Source organism: Pseudomonas sp. P4_D7 (assembly GCF_056401755.1).
Genome location: NZ_JBFUIR010000059.1, coordinates 12,506 through 30,204, shown reverse-complemented (window position 1 = coordinate 30,204; position 17,699 = coordinate 12,506). Strand labels below are relative to the sequence as shown.

19 protein-coding genes and 1 pseudogene are annotated in these 17,699 nt (G+C 60.5%); 12 read left to right on the top strand and 8 right to left on the bottom strand.

The genetic code is table 11. The features are described 5' to 3' along the window. Nucleotides 1-66: 66 nt before the first annotated feature. The 4 genes from scpB to AC1DVF_RS25655 all read right to left on the bottom strand — a co-directional run bounded on the left by scpB (nucleotide 67) and on the right by AC1DVF_RS25655 (nucleotide 3,393). Entirely contained in the window at nucleotides 67-1,053 is a 987-nt protein-coding gene (gene scpB / locus AC1DVF_RS25670) for an SMC-Scp complex subunit ScpB (RefSeq protein ID WP_093439535.1), read from the bottom strand. A gap of 11 nt (nucleotides 1,054-1,064) precedes the next feature. Further along, nucleotides 1,065-1,763, bottom strand: coding sequence for a segregation and condensation protein A (locus AC1DVF_RS25665; RefSeq protein ID WP_172828192.1), 699 nt, complete (start codon nucleotides 1,761-1,763; stop codon nucleotides 1,065-1,067). A gap of 123 nt (nucleotides 1,764-1,886) precedes the next feature. Continuing rightward, on the bottom strand, nucleotides 1,887-2,516 hold the full coding sequence (locus tag AC1DVF_RS25660) for an L-threonylcarbamoyladenylate synthase (RefSeq protein WP_093440143.1): 630 nt from the start codon (nucleotides 2,514-2,516) through the stop codon (nucleotides 1,887-1,889). A 13-nt stretch (nucleotides 2,517-2,529) separates the two neighbouring features. Continuing rightward, nucleotides 2,530-3,393: a PHP domain-containing protein gene (locus AC1DVF_RS25655; RefSeq protein WP_460127471.1), complete on the bottom strand. Its 864-nt coding sequence runs from the start codon at nucleotides 3,391-3,393 to the stop codon at nucleotides 2,530-2,532. Nucleotides 3,394-3,480: 87 nt separating this feature from the next. On the opposite strand from AC1DVF_RS25655, the gene AC1DVF_RS25650 reads away from it, so the two are divergent. The 6 genes and pseudogenes from AC1DVF_RS25650 (at nucleotide 3,481) to AC1DVF_RS25625 (ending at nucleotide 7,548) form a co-directional block, all read left to right on the top strand. After that, a complete protein-coding gene (locus AC1DVF_RS25650) occupies nucleotides 3,481-4,080 on the top strand; it encodes a septation protein A (RefSeq protein WP_099758321.1) in 600 nt (199 codons plus the stop codon). 1 nt (nucleotide 4,081) lies between these two features. Then, nucleotides 4,082-4,381: a YciI family protein gene (locus AC1DVF_RS25645; protein ID WP_007919677.1), complete on the top strand. Its 300-nt coding sequence runs from the start codon at nucleotides 4,082-4,084 to the stop codon at nucleotides 4,379-4,381. Between the two features lie 149 nt (nucleotides 4,382-4,530). After that, the gene (locus tag AC1DVF_RS25640) at nucleotides 4,531-4,941 is read left to right on the top strand and encodes an SH3 domain-containing protein (RefSeq protein WP_099758320.1); all 411 of its coding nucleotides are present in this window, start codon (nucleotides 4,531-4,533) and stop codon (nucleotides 4,939-4,941) included. 7 nt (nucleotides 4,942-4,948) lie between these two features. Beyond that, a complete protein-coding gene (locus tag AC1DVF_RS25635; protein WP_093439526.1) occupies nucleotides 4,949-5,626 on the top strand; it encodes a response regulator transcription factor in 678 nt (225 codons plus the stop codon). A 229-nt stretch (nucleotides 5,627-5,855) separates the two neighbouring features. Continuing rightward, nucleotides 5,856-6,131 (top strand): annotated as a pseudogene (locus AC1DVF_RS25630) (LTXXQ domain protein); the annotation flags it as partial. A 76-nt stretch (nucleotides 6,132-6,207) separates the two neighbouring features. Next, nucleotides 6,208-7,548, top strand: a complete 1,341-nt coding sequence (locus AC1DVF_RS25625; RefSeq protein WP_093439518.1) for a sensor histidine kinase — start codon at nucleotides 6,208-6,210, stop codon at nucleotides 7,546-7,548. A gap of 371 nt (nucleotides 7,549-7,919) precedes the next feature. Here the strand turns inward: AC1DVF_RS25625 and AC1DVF_RS25620 are convergent, their stop codons facing one another. Further along, nucleotides 7,920-8,486, bottom strand: coding sequence for a nitroreductase family protein (locus AC1DVF_RS25620; RefSeq protein ID WP_460090162.1), 567 nt, complete (start codon nucleotides 8,484-8,486; stop codon nucleotides 7,920-7,922). Nucleotides 8,487-8,607: 121 nt separating this feature from the next. Between AC1DVF_RS25620 and AC1DVF_RS25615 the strand changes: the two genes are divergently transcribed. Beyond that, nucleotides 8,608-10,062, top strand: coding sequence for a TrkH family potassium uptake protein (locus AC1DVF_RS25615; RefSeq protein ID WP_477783360.1), 1,455 nt, complete (start codon nucleotides 8,608-8,610; stop codon nucleotides 10,060-10,062). Here AC1DVF_RS25615 and AC1DVF_RS25610 read toward each other — a convergent pair. Beyond that, nucleotides 10,019-11,080 carry an AraC family transcriptional regulator gene (locus AC1DVF_RS25610; RefSeq protein ID WP_218189349.1) on the bottom strand — a complete coding sequence of 354 codons (1,062 nt, stop codon included), beginning with the start codon at nucleotides 11,078-11,080 and terminating at the stop codon, nucleotides 10,019-10,021. The genes AC1DVF_RS25615 and AC1DVF_RS25610 overlap by 44 nt on opposite strands. A gap of 164 nt (nucleotides 11,081-11,244) precedes the next feature. On the opposite strand from AC1DVF_RS25610, the gene AC1DVF_RS25605 reads away from it, so the two are divergent. Beyond that, the gene (locus AC1DVF_RS25605; RefSeq protein ID WP_093442638.1) at nucleotides 11,245-11,556 is read left to right on the top strand and encodes an Mpo1-like protein; all 312 of its coding nucleotides are present in this window, start codon (nucleotides 11,245-11,247) and stop codon (nucleotides 11,554-11,556) included. 14 nt (nucleotides 11,557-11,570) lie between these two features. Next, nucleotides 11,571-12,161 (top strand): HD domain-containing protein, encoded by a 591-nt coding sequence (locus AC1DVF_RS25600; RefSeq protein WP_414926740.1) that lies wholly within the window; start codon nucleotides 11,571-11,573, stop codon nucleotides 12,159-12,161. Nucleotides 12,162-12,277: 116 nt separating this feature from the next. Here the strand turns inward: AC1DVF_RS25600 and AC1DVF_RS25595 are convergent, their stop codons facing one another. Further along, entirely contained in the window at nucleotides 12,278-13,093 is an 816-nt protein-coding gene (locus tag AC1DVF_RS25595) for a UDP-2,3-diacylglucosamine diphosphatase (RefSeq protein ID WP_007919701.1), read from the bottom strand. 135 nt (nucleotides 13,094-13,228) lie between these two features. Here AC1DVF_RS25595 and AC1DVF_RS25590 point away from each other — a divergent pair, with 135 nt between their 5' ends. After that, nucleotides 13,229-13,993 (top strand): AraC family transcriptional regulator, encoded by a 765-nt coding sequence (locus AC1DVF_RS25590; RefSeq protein WP_477783359.1) that lies wholly within the window; start codon nucleotides 13,229-13,231, stop codon nucleotides 13,991-13,993. A 176-nt stretch (nucleotides 13,994-14,169) separates the two neighbouring features. Then, nucleotides 14,170-15,063 (top strand): DMT family transporter, encoded by an 894-nt coding sequence (locus tag AC1DVF_RS25585; RefSeq protein WP_477783358.1) that lies wholly within the window; start codon nucleotides 14,170-14,172, stop codon nucleotides 15,061-15,063. Here the strand turns inward: AC1DVF_RS25585 and AC1DVF_RS25580 are convergent. Next, entirely contained in the window at nucleotides 15,057-15,344 is a 288-nt protein-coding gene (locus tag AC1DVF_RS25580) for an Rdx family protein (RefSeq protein ID WP_108225929.1), read from the bottom strand. The genes AC1DVF_RS25585 and AC1DVF_RS25580 overlap by 7 nt on opposite strands. 71 nt (nucleotides 15,345-15,415) lie before the next feature. Here AC1DVF_RS25580 and AC1DVF_RS25575 point away from each other — a divergent pair, with 71 nt between their 5' ends. Beyond that, entirely contained in the window at nucleotides 15,416-17,605 is a 2,190-nt protein-coding gene (locus AC1DVF_RS25575; protein ID WP_460127459.1) for a patatin-like phospholipase family protein, read from the top strand. The last annotated feature ends 94 nt before the right edge of the window (nucleotides 17,606-17,699 follow it).

Genomic DNA, 17,699 nt, shown 5'->3' with positions numbered 1-17,699 from the left:
GACTGACACACCGCAATCGCGAGCAGGCTCACTCCTACAGGGGTTTGCGGTGTTCTTGGGATCGGATCAGTCTTCGAACTCGCGGCGTTCGGCTTCGATGGCTTCGGCCAAGGCGCGGGCTTCGGCTTCTTCTTCGCTCAGCTCGGGTTCTGGCGCGGGTTGTTCGAGCGCGGCGACGGCGGCCAACAGCTTTTCGCGGGCTTCGGCGACGCCAAGAATGTCCTCTTCCGGTTCGGCTTCTGGCTCGGCTTCAAGTTCAACTTCAATCGCTGGCTCAGCGACTTCGGTTTCAGGCTCGGTCGTCGGCGCGTCACTGTCGCCCGCCTCACCATCCGCCGCATCTCGCAGCAAATCGTCGAAGTCGGTCTTGATCCCCTCCTCCATGCTGTCCAGCTCCAGCAGCAAGGTATGGAAACTGGTCTCTTCCTTCTCCTCTTCCGGCTCGGCGCTGGCGTCGGCCAACTCCTGCAAACCCTGCGGCACCGGAGCGTCGTCGAAATCGAGCACCGGGTCGGTTTCCATTTCGCGCAATTCGGCCAGCGGCGGCAGGTCTTCGAGGTTCTTCAGGTTGAAGTGATCGAGAAACATCTTGGTGGTGGCAAACATCGCCGGTTTGCCCGGCACATCGCGGTAACCAACAACACGAATCCACTCGCGCTCCAGCAAGGTCTTGACGATATTGCTGTTCACCGCCACGCCACGCACGTCTTCGATCTCGCCACGGGTGATCGGCTGACGGTAGGCAATCAGCGCGATGGTTTCGAGCAAGGCGCGGGAGTAACGCTGCGGGCGCTCTTCCCACAAGCGGCCGACCCACGGCGAAAACTTTTCGCGGATCTGCAAGCGATAGCCCGATGAGACTTCCTTGAGCTCGAAAGCACGGCCCTCGCAGGACTTGCCCAGCAGGGTCAGGGCTTTCTTGAAGACCGCAGGCTCGGGCCGTTCGCCTTCTTCAAACAGTTCAAACAGGCGCTCAAGGGATTGCGGCTTTCCCGAGGCCAACAGAAAGGCTTCAAGCAGGGGGGCCAGCTCGCGGGGTTCAGTCAGATTCATGTTTCGACTCGTTATTCGGCTCGGGCTCGCACGTGGATCGCGGCGAACGGCTCATTCTGCACCAGCTCGACCAAGGATTCCTTGACCAGTTCAAGGATCGCCATAAAGGTCACCACCACACCCAGCCGCCCTTCTTCGGCGGTGAACAGCTCGACGAACGGCACAAAACCGCCGCCCTTGAGCCGTTCCAGCACATCGCTCATGCGCTCGCGGGTGGACAGTGCTTCGCGGCTGACCTGGTGGCTTTCAAACATATCGCCACGGCGCAGCACTTCGGCCATGCACATCAAAATCTCTTCCAGCGCAACGTCCGGCAACAGCTTGCGTGCACGGGCTTCCGGGGCGTCGAGCTTGGGCACGATCACATCGCGGCCAACGCGGCTCAAGCCGTCGATGCCTTCGGCGGCCGCCTTGAAACGCTCGTATTCCTGCAAGCGGCGGATCAGTTCGGCACGCGGGTCGTCTTCTTCGTCTTCGACGGTTTCAGCGCGCGGCAGAAGCATGCGCGACTTGATCTCGGCGAGCATCGCGGCCATCACCAGATACTCGGCGGCCAGCTCCAGACGCACCGACTGCATCAACTCGACATAACCCATGTACTGGCGGGTGATTTCCGCCACCGGGATATCGAGGATGTTGATGTTCTGTTTGCGGATCAGGTACAGCAGCAGGTCGAGCGGGCCTTCGAAGGCTTCAAGGAAGACTTCCAGCGCATCCGGCGGGATGTACAGGTCCAGCGGCATCTCCATGACTGCCTGGCCATAGACCATGGCAAACGGCAGTTCTTGCTGAGCGCCAGCCTGGGGATCGACAACGGTTTCCACTGCGGACATTCAGGCCTCGACCATGAACGGCGCGGGGTCGCCGCAACCAACGCGGATCACTTCAGGGTCGTCGCCGGTCAGGTCGATCACGGTGGAGGCTTTGATGCCGCCGAAACCGCCGTCGATGATCAAGTCCACTTGGTGTTCAAGCAGTTGGCGCATTTCGTAAGGATCGCTGAGCGGGTCTTCGTCGCCGGGCATGATCAGGGTCACGCTCATCAGCGGCTCGCCGAGTTCGGCCAGCAGCGCCAGCGCGATCGGATGGCTGGGCACACGCAGACCGATGGTGCGCTTCTTCGGATGCAGCAACAGACGCGGCACTTCGCGGGTGGCGTTGAGAATAAAGGTGTAAGGCCCCGGCAGATGCGCCTTGAGAATGCGGAAGGTGCCGGTGTCGATCTTCGCGTAGTTGCCCAGTTGCGACAGGTCGCTGCAGATCAGCGCGAAGTTGTGCTTTTCATCGAGTTGACGCAAACGGCGCACGCGCTCGATGGCGGTCTTGTCGCCGATCTGGCAGCCGATGGCGTAGGAAGAATCCGTTGGATAAACCACCACCCCGCCTTTGCGGATGATTTCGACCGCCTGTTTTATCAGGCGCGCTTGTGGGTTTTCCGGATGTATCTGGAAAAATTGACTCACATTTTCTACCTGTTCAGACGGCGGCAATATCTGTGTCATGTTTGAACCGACACCACAGGGGTGGAAGGTCCTCGGGAACCGGCCGGTACTGGCCGATCTCTGACCAGCCGCCAGGGCCATGGAAGTCACTGCCGGCGCTGACCAGCAGACCGAACTCACGGGCAAGGATTGCCAGGCTGCCGACCTGTTCCGCAGGCTGATGGCCATTGACCACCTCGATCGCATGCCCGCCTGCTTGAATATAGTCGGCAATCAGCTTCCGGCGCTTGCTGCGGGTGAAATCGTAGTGCCACGGATGCGCGAGGCTGACCCAGGCCCCGGCGGCACGCAGTGTGCCAACGGTGTCTTCCAGCGTCGGCCAGTGCAACTTGACATCACCCAGCTTGCCGGCGCCGAGCCATTTGCGGAATGCCTCGGCGCGATCCTTTACAAAACCTTCACGCACCATCCAGTCGGCGAAATGCGGACGGGCCGGGGCGTTGCCACTGTCACCCAGTTCCTGCTGGACCTGCCGGGCACCTTCGAGGGCACCGGGCATACCCTTGAGAGCGAGTTTGCGGCTTATTTCTTCCGACCGCAGCCAGCGCCCATCGTGCAATCTGGCAATCGCTTCGACCAACGGTGTGGCTTTGACGTCGAAACCGTAGCCCAACACATGAATCGTCGCGCCGCCCCAGGTGCAGGACAATTCGACGCCGTTGACCAGTTGCATGCCCAATTCGTTGGCAGCCGTGCGCGCTTCGGCGAGGCCTTCGAGGGTGTCGTGGTCAGTCAACGCCAGGACTCGCACGCCGTTCTCGAACGCACGCGCAACCAGAACCGCAGGCGCGAGGGCGCCATCGGAGGCCGTGCTATGGCAATGCAAATCAACATTCACGGGGAGTTGTAACCTCAAATCAGCTGGCGCTATCGCGCGCCCATATGTTTGTTATTATGCCGCCACATCCAGCTTCTGGCTCTCACTGTGAAACAATTCATCGATTTCATCCCGCTTCTGCTGTTCTTCATCGTTTACAAACTTGATCCACGGGTCGTCGACATCGCTGGCCATGAAGTGACTGTAGGCGGTATTTACAGCGCCACGGCGATGCTGATCATCAGTTCCCTGGTGGTGTACGGCGCGTTGTTCATCAAACAGCGCAAGCTGGAAAAGAGCCAATGGCTGACCCTGATTGCCTGCCTGGTTTTCGGCAGCCTGACGCTGGCCTTCCACAGCGAGACCTTCCTCAAGTGGAAAGCCCCGGTGGTCAACTGGCTGTTCGCCGTCGCCTTCATCGGCAGCCACTTCATCGGTGACCGCCTGCTGATCAAACGCATCATGGGCCACGCACTGAGCCTTCCGGATCCGGTCTGGACCCGCCTGAACATCGCCTGGATCGGCTTTTTCCTGTTCTGCGGCGCTGCCAACCTGTTCGTCGCCTTCACCTTCCAGAGCTACTGGGTGGACTTCAAGGTGTTCGGCAGCCTGGGCATGACCTTGGTATTCCTGGTCGCACAGGGCATTTACCTGTCGCGTCATCTGCACGATGCCGATACCCCAACAACACCAAAAACCGAGGACTGACATGCTCTACGCCATCATTGCCACCGACGTCGCCAATTCGCTGGAAGCACGCCTGGCCGCGCGCCCTGCGCATCTGGAACGCCTGCAAGCGCTCAAGGGCGAAGGCCGCATCGTATTGGCCGGCCCGCACCCGGCCGTCGACAGCAATGATCCGGGCGCAGCGGGTTTCACCGGCAGCCTGATCGTCGCCGAATTCGACTCCCTGAGCGCTGCGCAGGCATGGGCCGATGCTGATCCGTACATCGCCGCGGGTGTCTACGCCAACGTGGTCGTCAAGCCGTTCAAGCAAGTCCTGCCTTAAACGTCCGGTGATGAGGGGATTTACCCCTCATCACTCGCGACACTGCCTCATGCAATGAACCTTCCTGGTTCTTGCTGCTCTCAATCGCTCATTATTCTCGTTTGCCTGCCGACAACCTGCCCAATATCCATTTGGAAACAGGTGTCGCGATGCGCAAGGGTCCGTTGTGTCTGATGTTGGTCACGTTGTCGATCATGGCACCCGCCCATGGTGAGGAAACCACCGAAGGCGGCAATTCCACGCCATTGTCGTTAAGCGCCGGCAGCCAGATCACCGAGTTGCAGCAGCGCCTCAAGGCCAGCGAGCAGCAACGGGAAGAACTGAGCAAACAACTGCAAAATGCCGACAATACCCGTGAAAGCGCCCAGCTCGCCCGGTTGCGCCAGGAGAACCAGCGTCTCAAGCTGCAACTCAAGGAAGCCCAGGCCAGCCCGCTGCCGCGTCTGCTGACTGATCAGCAGCAATGGTTCGTCACGGGCGCCGGAGTAGCGCTATTGGCGCTGCTCTGCGGTATCTTTGCCAGTGGAGCAAGCCGAAAACGTCGGCAATGGCTAAATTGAGTGAGTCATGAGCGAGCTGTTACTGATTGATGATGACCAGGAGTTGTGCGAACTCCTGAGTAGCTGGCTGAGCCAGGAAGGCTTCCATGTGCGCGCCTGCCACGATGGCCAGAGTGCACGCAAGGCGTTGGCCGAAACGGCCCCGGCGGCGGTGGTGCTGGATGTGATGCTGCCCGATGGCAGCGGTCTGGAACTGCTCAAACAACTGCGCAACGACCACGCCGATCTGCCGGTGCTGATGCTTTCGGCCCGGGGTGAGCCGCTGGATCGCATCCTCGGTCTGGAACTGGGCGCCGACGATTATCTGGCCAAACCCTGCGACCCACGAGAACTGACCGCCCGCCTGCGCGCCGTACTGCGCCGCAGCCATCCGGCGGCAGTCTCGACGCAGCTTGAGCTGGGCGATCTGAGTTTCAGTCCGGTGCGCGGCGTGGTCAGCATCGACGAGAAAGAACTGACCCTCACCGTTTCCGAAAGCCGTCTGCTCGAAGCCCTGCTCAAGCAACCCGGCGAGCCGCTGGACAAACAGGAACTGGCGCAGATCGCCCTCGGCCGCAAGCTGACCCTGTACGACCGCAGCCTCGACATGCACGTCAGCAACCTGCGCAAGAAAATCGGCCCGCATCCCGACGGTCGCCCACGCATCGTCGCGCTGCGCAGCCGCGGTTACTACTACAGCCTCTGAGGCTCCCCCTTGTAGGAGTGAGCCTGCTCGCGATAGCAGTGTGTCAGTCGACATGTTCTTGCCCGATACACCGTTATCGCGAGCAGGCTCACTCCTACAGGGTGTGTTTGTCAGGTCAGCGCTCGAGTGTCTTTACCGAAGCTTTACGCAGTGCTGACCGCCGCTGACCTTGATCTCCGTAATCTGAACTCATCCGGAACGTACCGGGAACGAGACAAGGAGATACACCATGCGCAAGACTCTTATCGCTCTGATGTTCGCTGCCGCTCTGCCAACCGTCGCCATGGCCATGCCGCAAGACGGTGGCCCGATGGGTGGCCCGCTCGACGGCCCACGCCACGGCGGTCAGATGCACGGCATGCACGGCAAAGGCCCGTACAGCCAACTCGACCTGTCCCGCGAACAGCGCGAACAGATCCGCAAGATCATGGGCGAGCAGATGCACGAGCGTAAGCAAGTGGTCGACAAGTATCTGGAAAAACTCTCGCCGGCTGACCAGAAAGCCGAATACTTGTCTGACTCACCGCTATCGCGAGCAGGCTCACTCCTACAGGGATTTGCGTTTGTTCTGAGGATTTTCTGTGCGTTCATTGTTCTGGCGTATTCTCGCGAGCTTCTGGCTGGCCATCGCTCTGGTGGCCGGGCTGTCCATTCTGCTCGGGCACATGCTCAACCAGGACGCATGGATCCTCAGTCGCCATCCGGGCCTCAACACCCTCGCCGGCGAATGGACGCAAACCTACGAAGCCCAGGGCGAGGAAGCTGCCCAGGACATCCTCGAACAGCGCAAACGCCAATATCACATCGATGTTCAGGTACTGAACGAATCCGGCGACCCGGTGGTTCGCGGCACCTTCCCGCGCCGCGCAGCCGCGTTCGAAGCCCGCCAGAACAATGATGACCGGCGTCTGCCATGGCGACGTCTGACCGATGAATTCACCAGCGAAAAAACCGGTGACACCTACCTGTTCATCTACCGCATCCCGCATCCGGAACTCGACTCTTGGCACCGCGAAAGCCTGCTTTGGCCATTGAGTGCGCTGGGGATTGCGCTGGTGGTGCTGACCCTGTTCAGTCTGCTGGTGACCTTCTCCATCACCCGCCCGCTCAGCCGTTTGCGCGGCGCGGTGCATGATCTCGGGCAGACCACTTATCAGCAGAACAGCCTGGCGAAACTGGCCAACCGCCGCGACGAATTTGGCGTGCTGGCCAACGATTTCAACCGCATGGGCGCGCGCCTGCAAAGCCTGATTGGCAGCCAGCGACAGCTGTTGCGCGACGTTTCCCACGAATTGCGCTCACCGTTGGCGCGGCTGCGTATCGCCCTGGCCCTGGCCGAACGCGCCAACCCTGAAGAACGCGAGAAACTCTGGCCACGCCTGACGCGCGAGTGTGATCGGCTGGAAGCGTTGATCAGTGAAATTCTGGTATTGGCGCGGGTCGATGCCGACAACGCCAGTGCTGAAGAGGTGGATCTGAATGCGTTGCTCGGCCTCTTGCAGAAGGACGCAAAACTGGGATCGCCCGAGCAGATCGTGCGTCTGGATGCCGAACCGCAGCTGAATCTGAAAGGCTGGCCGACCATGATCGAGCGCGCCGTCGATAACCTGCTGCGCAACGCCCAGCGCTTCAACCCGGAAGGTCAGCCGATTGAAATGCAGGCTTCACGTCAGGGTGAAAAAATCATCGTGAGCGTGCGCGACCATGGGCCGGGGGTGCAGGCTGAACATTTGAGCCAGTTGGGCGAGCCGTTTTACCGGGCGCCGGGACAGACGGCGGCGGGACACGGTTTGGGCCTGGCGATTGCGCGAAGGGCGGCGGAGCGGCATGGTGGGAGTTTGACGCTGGCCAATCATCCGCAGGGTGGGTTTATTGCCAGTCTGGAATTGCCGTTGGTGCCCGGAGCGGTGGTGCAACTTTAAGAGCCTAAAAGCTACCCTCACCCCAGCCCTCTCCCGGAGGGAGAGGGGGCCGACCGAGGTGTCTTGCGTCAGACATCGACCTGAAACACCGAGTCGATTATGGGCCAGGAAGGCACGTGAATCGTCGCCGACTCTGGGTTCGAAATGCATCGGAACCGTTATCGACTCCGAACTCGAAATGCATCGGAACCGTTATCGACTCCGAACTCGAAATGCATCGGAACCGTTATCGACTCCGAACTCGAAATGCATCGGAACCGTTATCGACTCTGGATTCAGCCGAGCACTTTCAGGTCGGCGTACCTCTACAGCATCCCCCAATCAGTCCCCTCTCCCTCTGGGAGAGGGCTAGGGTGAGGGGCTTTTGATCTTCAGGCGTTGGCGGGCCAGGCGCTGACAAACTCAGCCAGATCAACCTTCTCCGCCACACGCGGTTCTTTCTGCGGCGTGCCGAGGTACAAGAACGCGATCACTTCTTCACCTTCAACCAAGCCCAAACCTTTGGCCACGTGCTGCGAATAAGCCAGATCACCCGTACGCCACACCGCACCAATCCCCTGCGCATACGCCGCCAGCAAAATCCCGTGCGCCGCACATCCGGCCGCCAGCAACTGCTCGGCCTTCGGGTACTTGACGTGTTCCTGCAACTTGGCGATCACCACAACCACCAACGGCGCTCGCAGCGGCCCGTTACGGGCCTTGTCGATCATCGCTTCGGTGACTTCGCCTTCCTGCATTTGCGCAGCTTGCGCCAGCAACTCGCCCATTTGCTCGCGTGCCGCGCCTTCGACCGTCAGGAAGCGATACGGCTGCAAATGCCCGTGATCCGGCGCGCGCAACGCGGCGCCAAACAGGGCTTCGCGCTGCTCGGCAGTGGGGGCCGGTTCGACCAGTCGTGGAACGGAAACACGGTTGAGCAACGCGTCGAGAGCCTGCATCGGCCACCTCCTGAAAAATATGTGCGGCTATTCTAGCTGTATCTGCCAACAGGATGCCGGTTTACATGCCCTGCCCCACGGGTAGAATGGCGCCTTTCCCACATCAGCCCGAGCGGACTTCATGGCGTTGCCGACCTTACGGATCATTGGTTTCATCATCGGCATCTTCCTGATCACCCTGGCTGTGGCCATGGTCGTGCCTATGGCCACCCTGGTGATTTTCGAGCGCACCGGTGATCTGCCGTCGTTCCTCTGGGCGAGCATGATCACCTTCGTCGCCGGCCTCGCGCTGGTGATTCCCGGCCGACCGGAACACATTCACCTGCGCCCGCGCGACATGTACCTGCTGACGGTCAGCAGTTGGCTGGTGGTGTGCATTTTTGCTGCGCTGCCGTTTCTGCTGACCCAGCACATCAGCTACACCGACTCGTTTTTCGAAAGCATGTCCGGCATCACCGCGACCGGCTCGACCGTACTCAGCGGGCTCGACACCATGTCACCGGGCATTCTGATGTGGCGCTCGCTGCTGCACTGGCTCGGCGGCATCGGCTTTATCGGCATGGCGGTGGCGATTCTGCCGCTGCTGCGTATCGGTGGCATGCGCCTGTTCCAGACCGAATCCTCGGACCGCTCGGAGAAGGTCATGCCGCGCTCGCACATGGTGGCGCGCCTGATTGTGGCAGCGTATGTCGGCATCACCATCTTTGGCAGCCTGGCGTTCTGGTGGGCCGGGATGAGTCCGTTCGACGCGATCAACCACGCGATGTCGGCGATCTCCACTGGCGGGTTCTCGACCTCCGATCAATCCCTGGCCAAGTGGACGCAACCGGCGGTGCACTGGGTCGCAGTCGTCATCATGATTCTCGGCAGCCTGCCGTTCACCCTGTACGTGGCGACGTTGCGCGGCAACCGCAAGGCGTTGATCAAGGATCAGCAGGTGCAGGGTTTGCTCGGTATGCTGCTGGTGACCTGGCTGGTGCTCGGCACCTGGTACTGGTGGACGACCAATTTGCATTGGCTGGAGGCGCTACGCCACGTAGCGCTGAACGTGACGTCGGTGGTCACCACCACCGGTTTCGCCCTCGGCGACTACAGCCTGTGGGGTAACTTCTCGCTGATGCTGTTTTTCTATCTGGGTTTTGTCGGAGGCTGTTCCGGGTCGACGGCGGGCGGGATCAAGATCTTCCGTTTCCAGGTCGCCTACATCTTGCTCAAGGCCAACCTTAATCAACTGATTCACCCGCGCGCGGTGATCAAGCAGAAGTACAACGGCCACCGTCTCGACGAAGAGATCGTCCGTTCGATTCTGACCTTTTCGTTCTTCTTCGCCATTACCATCTGCGTGATCGCCCTGCTCCTGTCGCTGCTTGGCGTTGACTGGATGACCGCGTTGACCGGCGCTGCCAGCACCGTGTCCGGCGTCGGCCCGGGCCTGGGCGAAACCATCGGCCCGGCGGGCAACTTCGCCACTCTGCCGGACGCGGCCAAGTGGATCCTGTCGTTCGGCATGCTGCTCGGCCGACTGGAGATCATTACGGTGTTTGTACTGTGTATTCCGGCCTTTTGGCGTCACTGACCGCGCTCGGCGCCTGCAACAACCGCGTCCGGTAATCGCCGGGCGTGGTGTCGAACCAGCGGCGGAACGCGCGAAAGAAGTTGCTCGGGTCGGCAAATCCCAACAGATAAGCGATTTCCAGCAGCGTCATGCTCGGTTGCGCCAGATACTGCTCGGCCAGTTCGCGGCGGGTGTCATCGAGCAACTGCTGAAAACTGGTGCCCTCCTCCTGCAAGCGGCGCTGCAAAGTGCGCTGCGATAAATGCAGGGTCTGCGCCACAGTATCGCGCTTCGGCTCACCTTGCGGCAGCAAACGGCACAGCACCTGTCGCGCTTTGTGGGTCACGCGGCTTTCGGAAAACCGCGCCAGATATTCCCCGGCAAAGCGGTCGTGCAACAGCGCCATCGCTTCGTTGGCTGTCGGCAGCGGCGCTTCCATGTCGGCGCGTTCGAAGATCAGCGCGTCATACGGCGCGTTGAACATCAGCGGCGCGTGGAAGGCTTGTTTGTAGGGTTCCAGGTCCTCGGGTTCGGCGCCCTGCACCAGCACTTTGACCGGGTGCAACGTGCGTCCGGTCAACCAGCCGCACAGGCCCAGCGCACAGGCCAGCGAGGCTTCGGCGCTTTGCCGGGTCGGCGGCAGATGGTCACCGTGCACGGTCAGAATCAGCGCATAACCGTCATCAAGCAATCGGAAACTCAGATCGGCGCTCTCGGCGATGATGCGCTGATAGCGCACCAGCCGTTGAAAGCCTTCGGCGAGGGTATTGCTCGACATCAACGCGTAGCCGGCGACATGAAAAGACGCCGGGCGCACCACCTTGCCCATGTTCAGGCCGATCGCCGGGTTGCCGGATAACTCGACCGCCCGTTGCCAGAGACGGGTCATGGAATCTTGCGGGAAGCGCGCATCCGGATCATCCAGAGCCGTGTAATCGAGCCCCAGTTGTTTGAACAGAACCCGGCAATCCAGGCCGTCCATCTCCAATGCTTTGACAATCCCCATCGCCCAGCTTGCAGAAGTCGTTCGTTCGCTCATGGCGTTATTCTTTTACATGATGGGCCGCATGTTACGGCCCGATTTGCGAAGGATACTAAAGTGGCGCCGATTGTCACTGGCCCACGCCAATGATCACTCTAGACTCAAATAAGCTCCCCGCAGCACAACTCGTCGCCAGAACAATAACCACAGAGAACGCGGTCGTGGAAAACATCAAACATTTCAACAGCTTCGCTGAGTTTTATCCGTATTACCTCAGCGAACACAGCAACAGCACCTGCCGGCGCCTGCATTTCATCGGCACGACACTGGTGATTTTTATTCTCGCGCTGACCATCGCCAAGGGCGCCTGGCTGCTGTTATTGGCCTTGCCGCTGGCCGGTTACAGCTTCGCCTGGGTCGGGCACTTTTTCTTTGAAAAGAACCGGCCGGCGACTTTCCAGCATCCGCTGTACAGCCTGCTTGGCGACTTCGTCATGTACCGCGACATGATTCTGGGTCGCGTGGCGTTCTGAATGAGGGTCAGCCAATGAATGCCAATGCCCGCTTCACCCATATGAAGGAAGGTACCCAAGAAGATTGGGCGATCATCGCCGCCGACTTCAGCGCCTATGCCAAACAGTTGCCCGCACGGATCATGACCCACCTGAAACTGCTGGAAGGCGATTTCGGTGGCTTCCAGGTGGATCGCCTGACCCACTCGCTGCAAACCGCCACCCGTGCCTTTCGTGACGGGCGCGACGAGGAATATGTGGTTTGTGCCTTGCTGCATGACATCGGCGACACCCTGGGTTCGTACAACCATCCGGACATTGCCGCTGCGATACTCAAGCCGTTCGTCAGCGCCGAGAATGTGTGGATGGTCGAGAAGCACGGGGTGTTTCAGGGGTATTACTTCTTTCATCACCTGGGCATGGATCGGCATCTGCGTGAACAGTTCGCCGGTCATCCGCAGTTTCAGGCAACGGCCGAATTTTGCGCCAAATACGATGCGGCGGCGTTTGATCCTGACTATGACACGCTGCCGTTGAGTTTTTTCGAGCCGATGATGGAGCGGTTGTTTGCGCAGCCGAAGAACTCGATTTACAAGGCCGCGATGGAGCAACACTCGCCAGCGTAATCATCCTCGGGAACCGCTGCGCGGTTCATCGCGAGCAGGCTCACTCCTACAGTTGAAATGCGTACCCCTGTAGGAGTGAGCCTGCTCGCGATGAGGCCCTCTCAATCACCAGAGCATTAGGCGAGTTCGGCGACTTTGGCCGCTTTCAGCTCCGCCTCCCGCGCCTGCGCATCCGCCAGCCGATACAACTCGATCGTGCCATCCCAGTGTTCGATCAGCGCCGTGCACGACTCCACCCAATCGCCGCAATTGAGGTAATCCACCTCGCCGACCTTGCGGATCTCGGCATGGTGAATGTGCCCGCACACCACGCCATGCAACTCGCGCTTCACGCATTCATGGGCGATGGCTTCTTCAAAGTCGCTGATGAAACTCACCGCGGTCTTCACCTTGTGTTTCAGGTACGCCGACAGCGACCAATAGCCGTAGCCATAGCGGGCACGCCAGTGGTTGAGCCAGCGATTGAGGGTCAAAGTGAATTCGTAGGCGGAGTCGCCAAGGAAGGCCAGCCAGCGGTGATAACGGGTGATTACGTCGAACTGATCGCCATGAATCACCAGCAGATGCCGGCCATCCGCCGTGACATGCACCGCTTCGTCGACCAACTGGATATTGCCCAGAATCAGCTTCGAATAACGACGCAGGAATTCGTCGTGGTTGCCGGTGACGTAAATCACCTCGGTGCCGCGCTTGCTCATGGTCAGCAAGCGGCGGATCACGTTGGTATGCGCCTGCGGCCAGTACATGCCGCCGCGTAGCTTCCAACCGTCAATGATGTCGCCAACCAGGTAAATCTTGTCGGCATGGTAGCCCTTGAGAAATTGCGACAAGTGCTCGGCCTGGCAATCCCGCGTGCCCAGGTGCACGTCGGAGATCCACAGGGTTCGCACCCGTTGTTTACGACTGGGTCGGGCGAGCTCGGCGCTGGTCATGGGCAACCCTCTGCGATGTTTTCGCCACTGTGCGCGCGCCCGGTTAATCGACCATGACAAGCGTGAGTCAGTCCTGTGACAACGCATCCGGTGTGCGCCGGTGTAGACTGACGACCACTTCGGAGACGACCTGCCATGCGACCGATCCTCACCCTGCGCCAGTACACCCACGATTTGATCGCCCACAGCCACGACCACGCGCAATTGGTGTTCGGGCTGTCCGGTGCGCTGGATTTCGAGGTCGAGGGCAGTGGCAGTCAGGTGCGTCAGCAGAGTTTTGTAGTTATCCCTTCCGGCGCTCATCATGCCTGCGGCAGTCCCAATGGTAGCCGCTGTCTGGTACTGGATATCCCGAACGGCCAATGGCTGACGGATTCACTGGGCGAACATGCCGACGCCAGCCATCGTCTGCTCGATCAACCGGCGCGCTTGTCGCTGGATTCGGGGCAAAGTCAGTTGGTCAGCTGGCTGGCAAACAGTCCGGTCAGCGATCCATTGATTGCCCAGCAAGGCGCGGTGTTGCTGCTGGCCAGTCTGAATCACGCGCAACCTGCGGAACACGCCATTCGCCGCCTGCCCTATGCCGCACTGGATGCGCACATCGAGCAATACGCCGCGTATCCGCTGCAAGTCGCCGATCTGGCACGGGTGGCAGGATTGTCCAGCGCGCGTCTGCATGCGCGGTTCATGGCCGAATGCGGGCAGACGCCGATGGATTACATCCGCAGCCGACGCCTGCATCTGGCCGTGCAAATGCTCCGCGACACAGCACTGCCGATCGGCGAAGTTGCCAGTCGCGTCGGCTACAGCTCGCAGAGCGCTTTCTCGGCCGCCGTCTTACGCGAGTTCGGTTCGTCACCCGGCCAGCTTCGGCGCGACTCCTGCGACAAACGACGATAGTCTGCCGACAGACTTGTAGGCCGATACAGGGTTCAATGGACTTATTGATCGTTCCCGCGCTCTGCGTGGGAATGTAGCCCGTGACGCTCCGCGTCACTGGACGCAGAGCGTCCCTAGAGGCATTCCCACGCAGAGCGTATCAATCACAAGAAACCGTGTCTGGATTAAGGATTGCAATGACTCCGCGTACCGCCCTCGGCGCTCTGCATATCGGTGCTTTGATGTTCGGCCTCACCGGTGTGTTCGGCAAACTCGCTGCTGCGTCCCCCGCTGTGATCGTCTTTGGACGCGCGGCTTTCGCCGTACTCGCCCTGGCATTTTTCGCCCGTTTCGCCAGCCAGCAAGGCTGGCAGAAACTTCAGGCCGTGGACTGGCGCCGCCTCGCCCTCAGCGGCGTGTTGCTGGCCGGGCACTGGGTGAGTTTCTTTCTGTCTGTGAAGATCGCCGGTGTCGCCATCGCGACGTTGGGTTTTGCCAGTTTCCCGGCCTTCACGGTGATTCTCGAAGGGCTGATCTTCCGTGAACGCATCCGCGCCAATGAAATACTGCTGGTGGTGTTGGTCAGCATCGGCCTGATTCTGGTGACCCCGGCCTTCGATCTCGGCAGCGGTGCGACCATCGGCTTGCTCTGGTCAGTGCTTTCGGGGCTGCTGTTTTCGCTATTGTCGCTGACCAACCGCGCCAGCTCCGGGCGCATCCCGGCAGTGCAGGCGGCGTTGTGTCAAAACGTCGTGGTGGCGCTGTGTCTGCTGCCGGTTGCAGCACCGCTACTCAGCGAAGTACGCGCACTCGACTGGCTGTGGATCGCCCTGCTCGGGGTGTTCTGTACCGGCGTCGCGCACAGCCTGTTCGTCGCCAGCCTGGCGGTGATCAAGGCGCGCACGGCGGCGGTAGTGTTTGCGCTGGAGCCGGTCTACGGCATCACCGTCGCCTGGCTGTTGTTCAATGAAAACCCGACGTCGAAGATGTTGCTCGGCGGTGCGTTGATCATTGTTGCCATCGTCGTGTCAGCGCGGATGTCCGGCCACGCCGACAAGAAAGCCGTCGCCGCCGAGGCTGCGTCTCACTGAGTGCGGTCGTTGTGACCGAGGTCGCGGTCAGGATCGATCTGATCGCGAACCCGCTGCTTCAACACCTTGGCCTCGGGAAAACCGCCATCAGCCTTGCGTTCCCAGATCTGCACGCCGTCGCAGCTGATGTGAAATACCCCGCCGGTGCCGGGCACCAGAGACACTTTGCCGAGGTCATCGCCAAAGGTGCTGAGCAGTTCCTGCGCCAGCCACGCCGCGCGCAGCAGCCACTGGCATTGGGTGCAATAAGTGATGACAACTTCTGCTTTTGCGACAGTCATGTTCGCTGAAACTCCTGAGACAGAGGGCGCCGCTATAATAGCCGGCTTTATCGCTTGCCCCGAGACTCACAATGCGCCGTTTGCTGTTCTGCCTGCTGCTTGGTTTGCTTCCACTGTTTGTTCACGCCAGTGACGCGCCGCGACCGAAAGTCGGCCTGGTGCTGTCCGGCGGTGCTGCGCGTGGTCTGGCGCACATCGGCGTGCTCAAAGCCCTCGAAGAACAAGGCATCAAAATCGATGCGATTGCCGGCACCAGCATGGGCGCGGTGGTCGGCGGCCTGTACGCCTCGGGCTACAAGATCGATGAGCTGGAAAAACTCGCGCTGAACATCGACTGGCAAGCCGCATTGTCCGACGCCCCGCCGCGCGAGGACGTGCCGTTTCGACGCAAACAGGATGACCGCGACTTTCTGGTGAAACAGAAACTCAGCTTTCGCGACGACGGCAGTCTCGGCCTGCCTCTGGGTGTGATTCAGGGCCAGAACCTCGCGCTGCTGCTGGAAAGCCTGCTGGCCCACACCAGCGATACCCGGGATTTCGACAAACTGCCGATCCCGTTCCGCGCTGTGGCCACCGACATTGCCAATGGCGAAAAAGTGGTGTTCCGCAAAGGCCACTTGCCTCAGGTGATCCGCGCCAGCATGTCGATCCCGGCGGTGTTCGCCCCGGTCGAGCTCGACGGCCGGCTGTTGGTGGACGGCGGTATGACCGACAATATCCCGCTGGATGTCGCGCGGGAAATGGGCGTTGACGTGGCCATCGTCGTCGACATCGGCACACCGCTGCGCAACCGCAAGCAACTGACCACCGTGGTCGATGTGCTGAACCAGTCGATCACCCTGATGACCCGCAGTAATTCCGAAGAACAACTGGCCGCGCTGAAATCCTCCGATGTGCTGATCCAGCCTGCGCTGGCCGCATACGGTGTCACCGATTTCGGTAAAGCCCAGGACATGATCGACGCAGGTTACCGCGCGACCCGCATCCTCGATGCGCGCCTCGCCGTGCTCAAACCCGAGGAATCCCAAGACGCCGAACTCGCTGCCGCCCGTTCCCCGGGGCAGCGCACGCCGATCATCACCGCGATCCGCGTCGAGAACGACTCAAAAGTCGACGACGACGTGATCCGCTACTACATTCGCCAGCACATTGGCGAGCCGCTGGACCTGGGGCGATTGCACTCGGACATGGGCACCTTGTATGGCCTCGACTACTTCGAACAAGTGCAGTACCGCGTGGTGCACAAGGGCCAGGACCACACACTGGTGATCAGTGCCCGGGGCAAGCGCAGCGGTACCGATTACCTGCGGGTCGGTCTCAATCTGTCCGACGACATGCGCGGCGATAGCGCCTTCAACCTCGGTGCCAGTTACCGCATCAACGGCATCAACCGCCTCGGCGCGGAATGGCTGACACGCGCGCAGATTGGCGATAAACAAGAGCTGTATACCGAGTTCTATCAACCGCTGGACGTCGGCTCGCGCTATTTCGTCGCACCGTACGCCTCGTTCGAGGCTCAGAACGTTGAAGCGGTGCTCGACAACGATCCGATCGCACAGTACCGCGTCGAGCGCTACGGTTTCGGCCTTAACTTCGGTCGCCAGATCGGCAACAACGGCGAAGTGCGGTTCGGTGTCGGCGAGGCCTGGGGCAAGGCCGATGTGCGCATTGGTGATCAGGATCTGCCGAGTGAAAACTTCAACGAAGGCTTCTATGCGCTGAAATATTCGTACGACTCACTGGATAACGTCTACTTCCCTCACGACGGGAAGGACGTCAGCCTGACGCTGATGCAGTTCGAACCGGGGCTGGGTTCGGATACGCGTTATCGACAATGGGAATTCAAACTCGACAAAGCCATGAGCCGTGGCCCGGACACGCTGATTCTCGGCGGGCGCTACGGGCGTACGCTGGACGATGCCAATGTGGTGACGTCGAGCTTCCTGCTCGGCGGCGCGCGGCAATTGTCGGGGTTCCGTGAAGACGCGATTTCCGGGCAGAACGTCAGCCTGATGCGCGCGGTGTACTACCGCCGGCTGACGCCGCGCTCGTATCTGCCGCTGGACTTTCCGCTGTATGCCGGCGCCTCGCTGGAGCGTGGGCGGGCGTGGAACAACGACAATGAGTTCGACAGTGGCTACATCAACGCCGCCAGCGTGTTCATTGGTTTTGACACGCCGCTGGGGCCGTTGAATTTCAGTTACGGGTTGAATGATGCGAATGAGCAGGCGGTTTATCTGAACCTTGGCCAGACCTTCTGATCAGGTCGCCTGACAATCCGTCTTCGCGAGCAGGCTCGCTCCCACACGGGAACGCATTCCAATTGTGGGAGCGAGCCTGCTCGCGAAAACGATA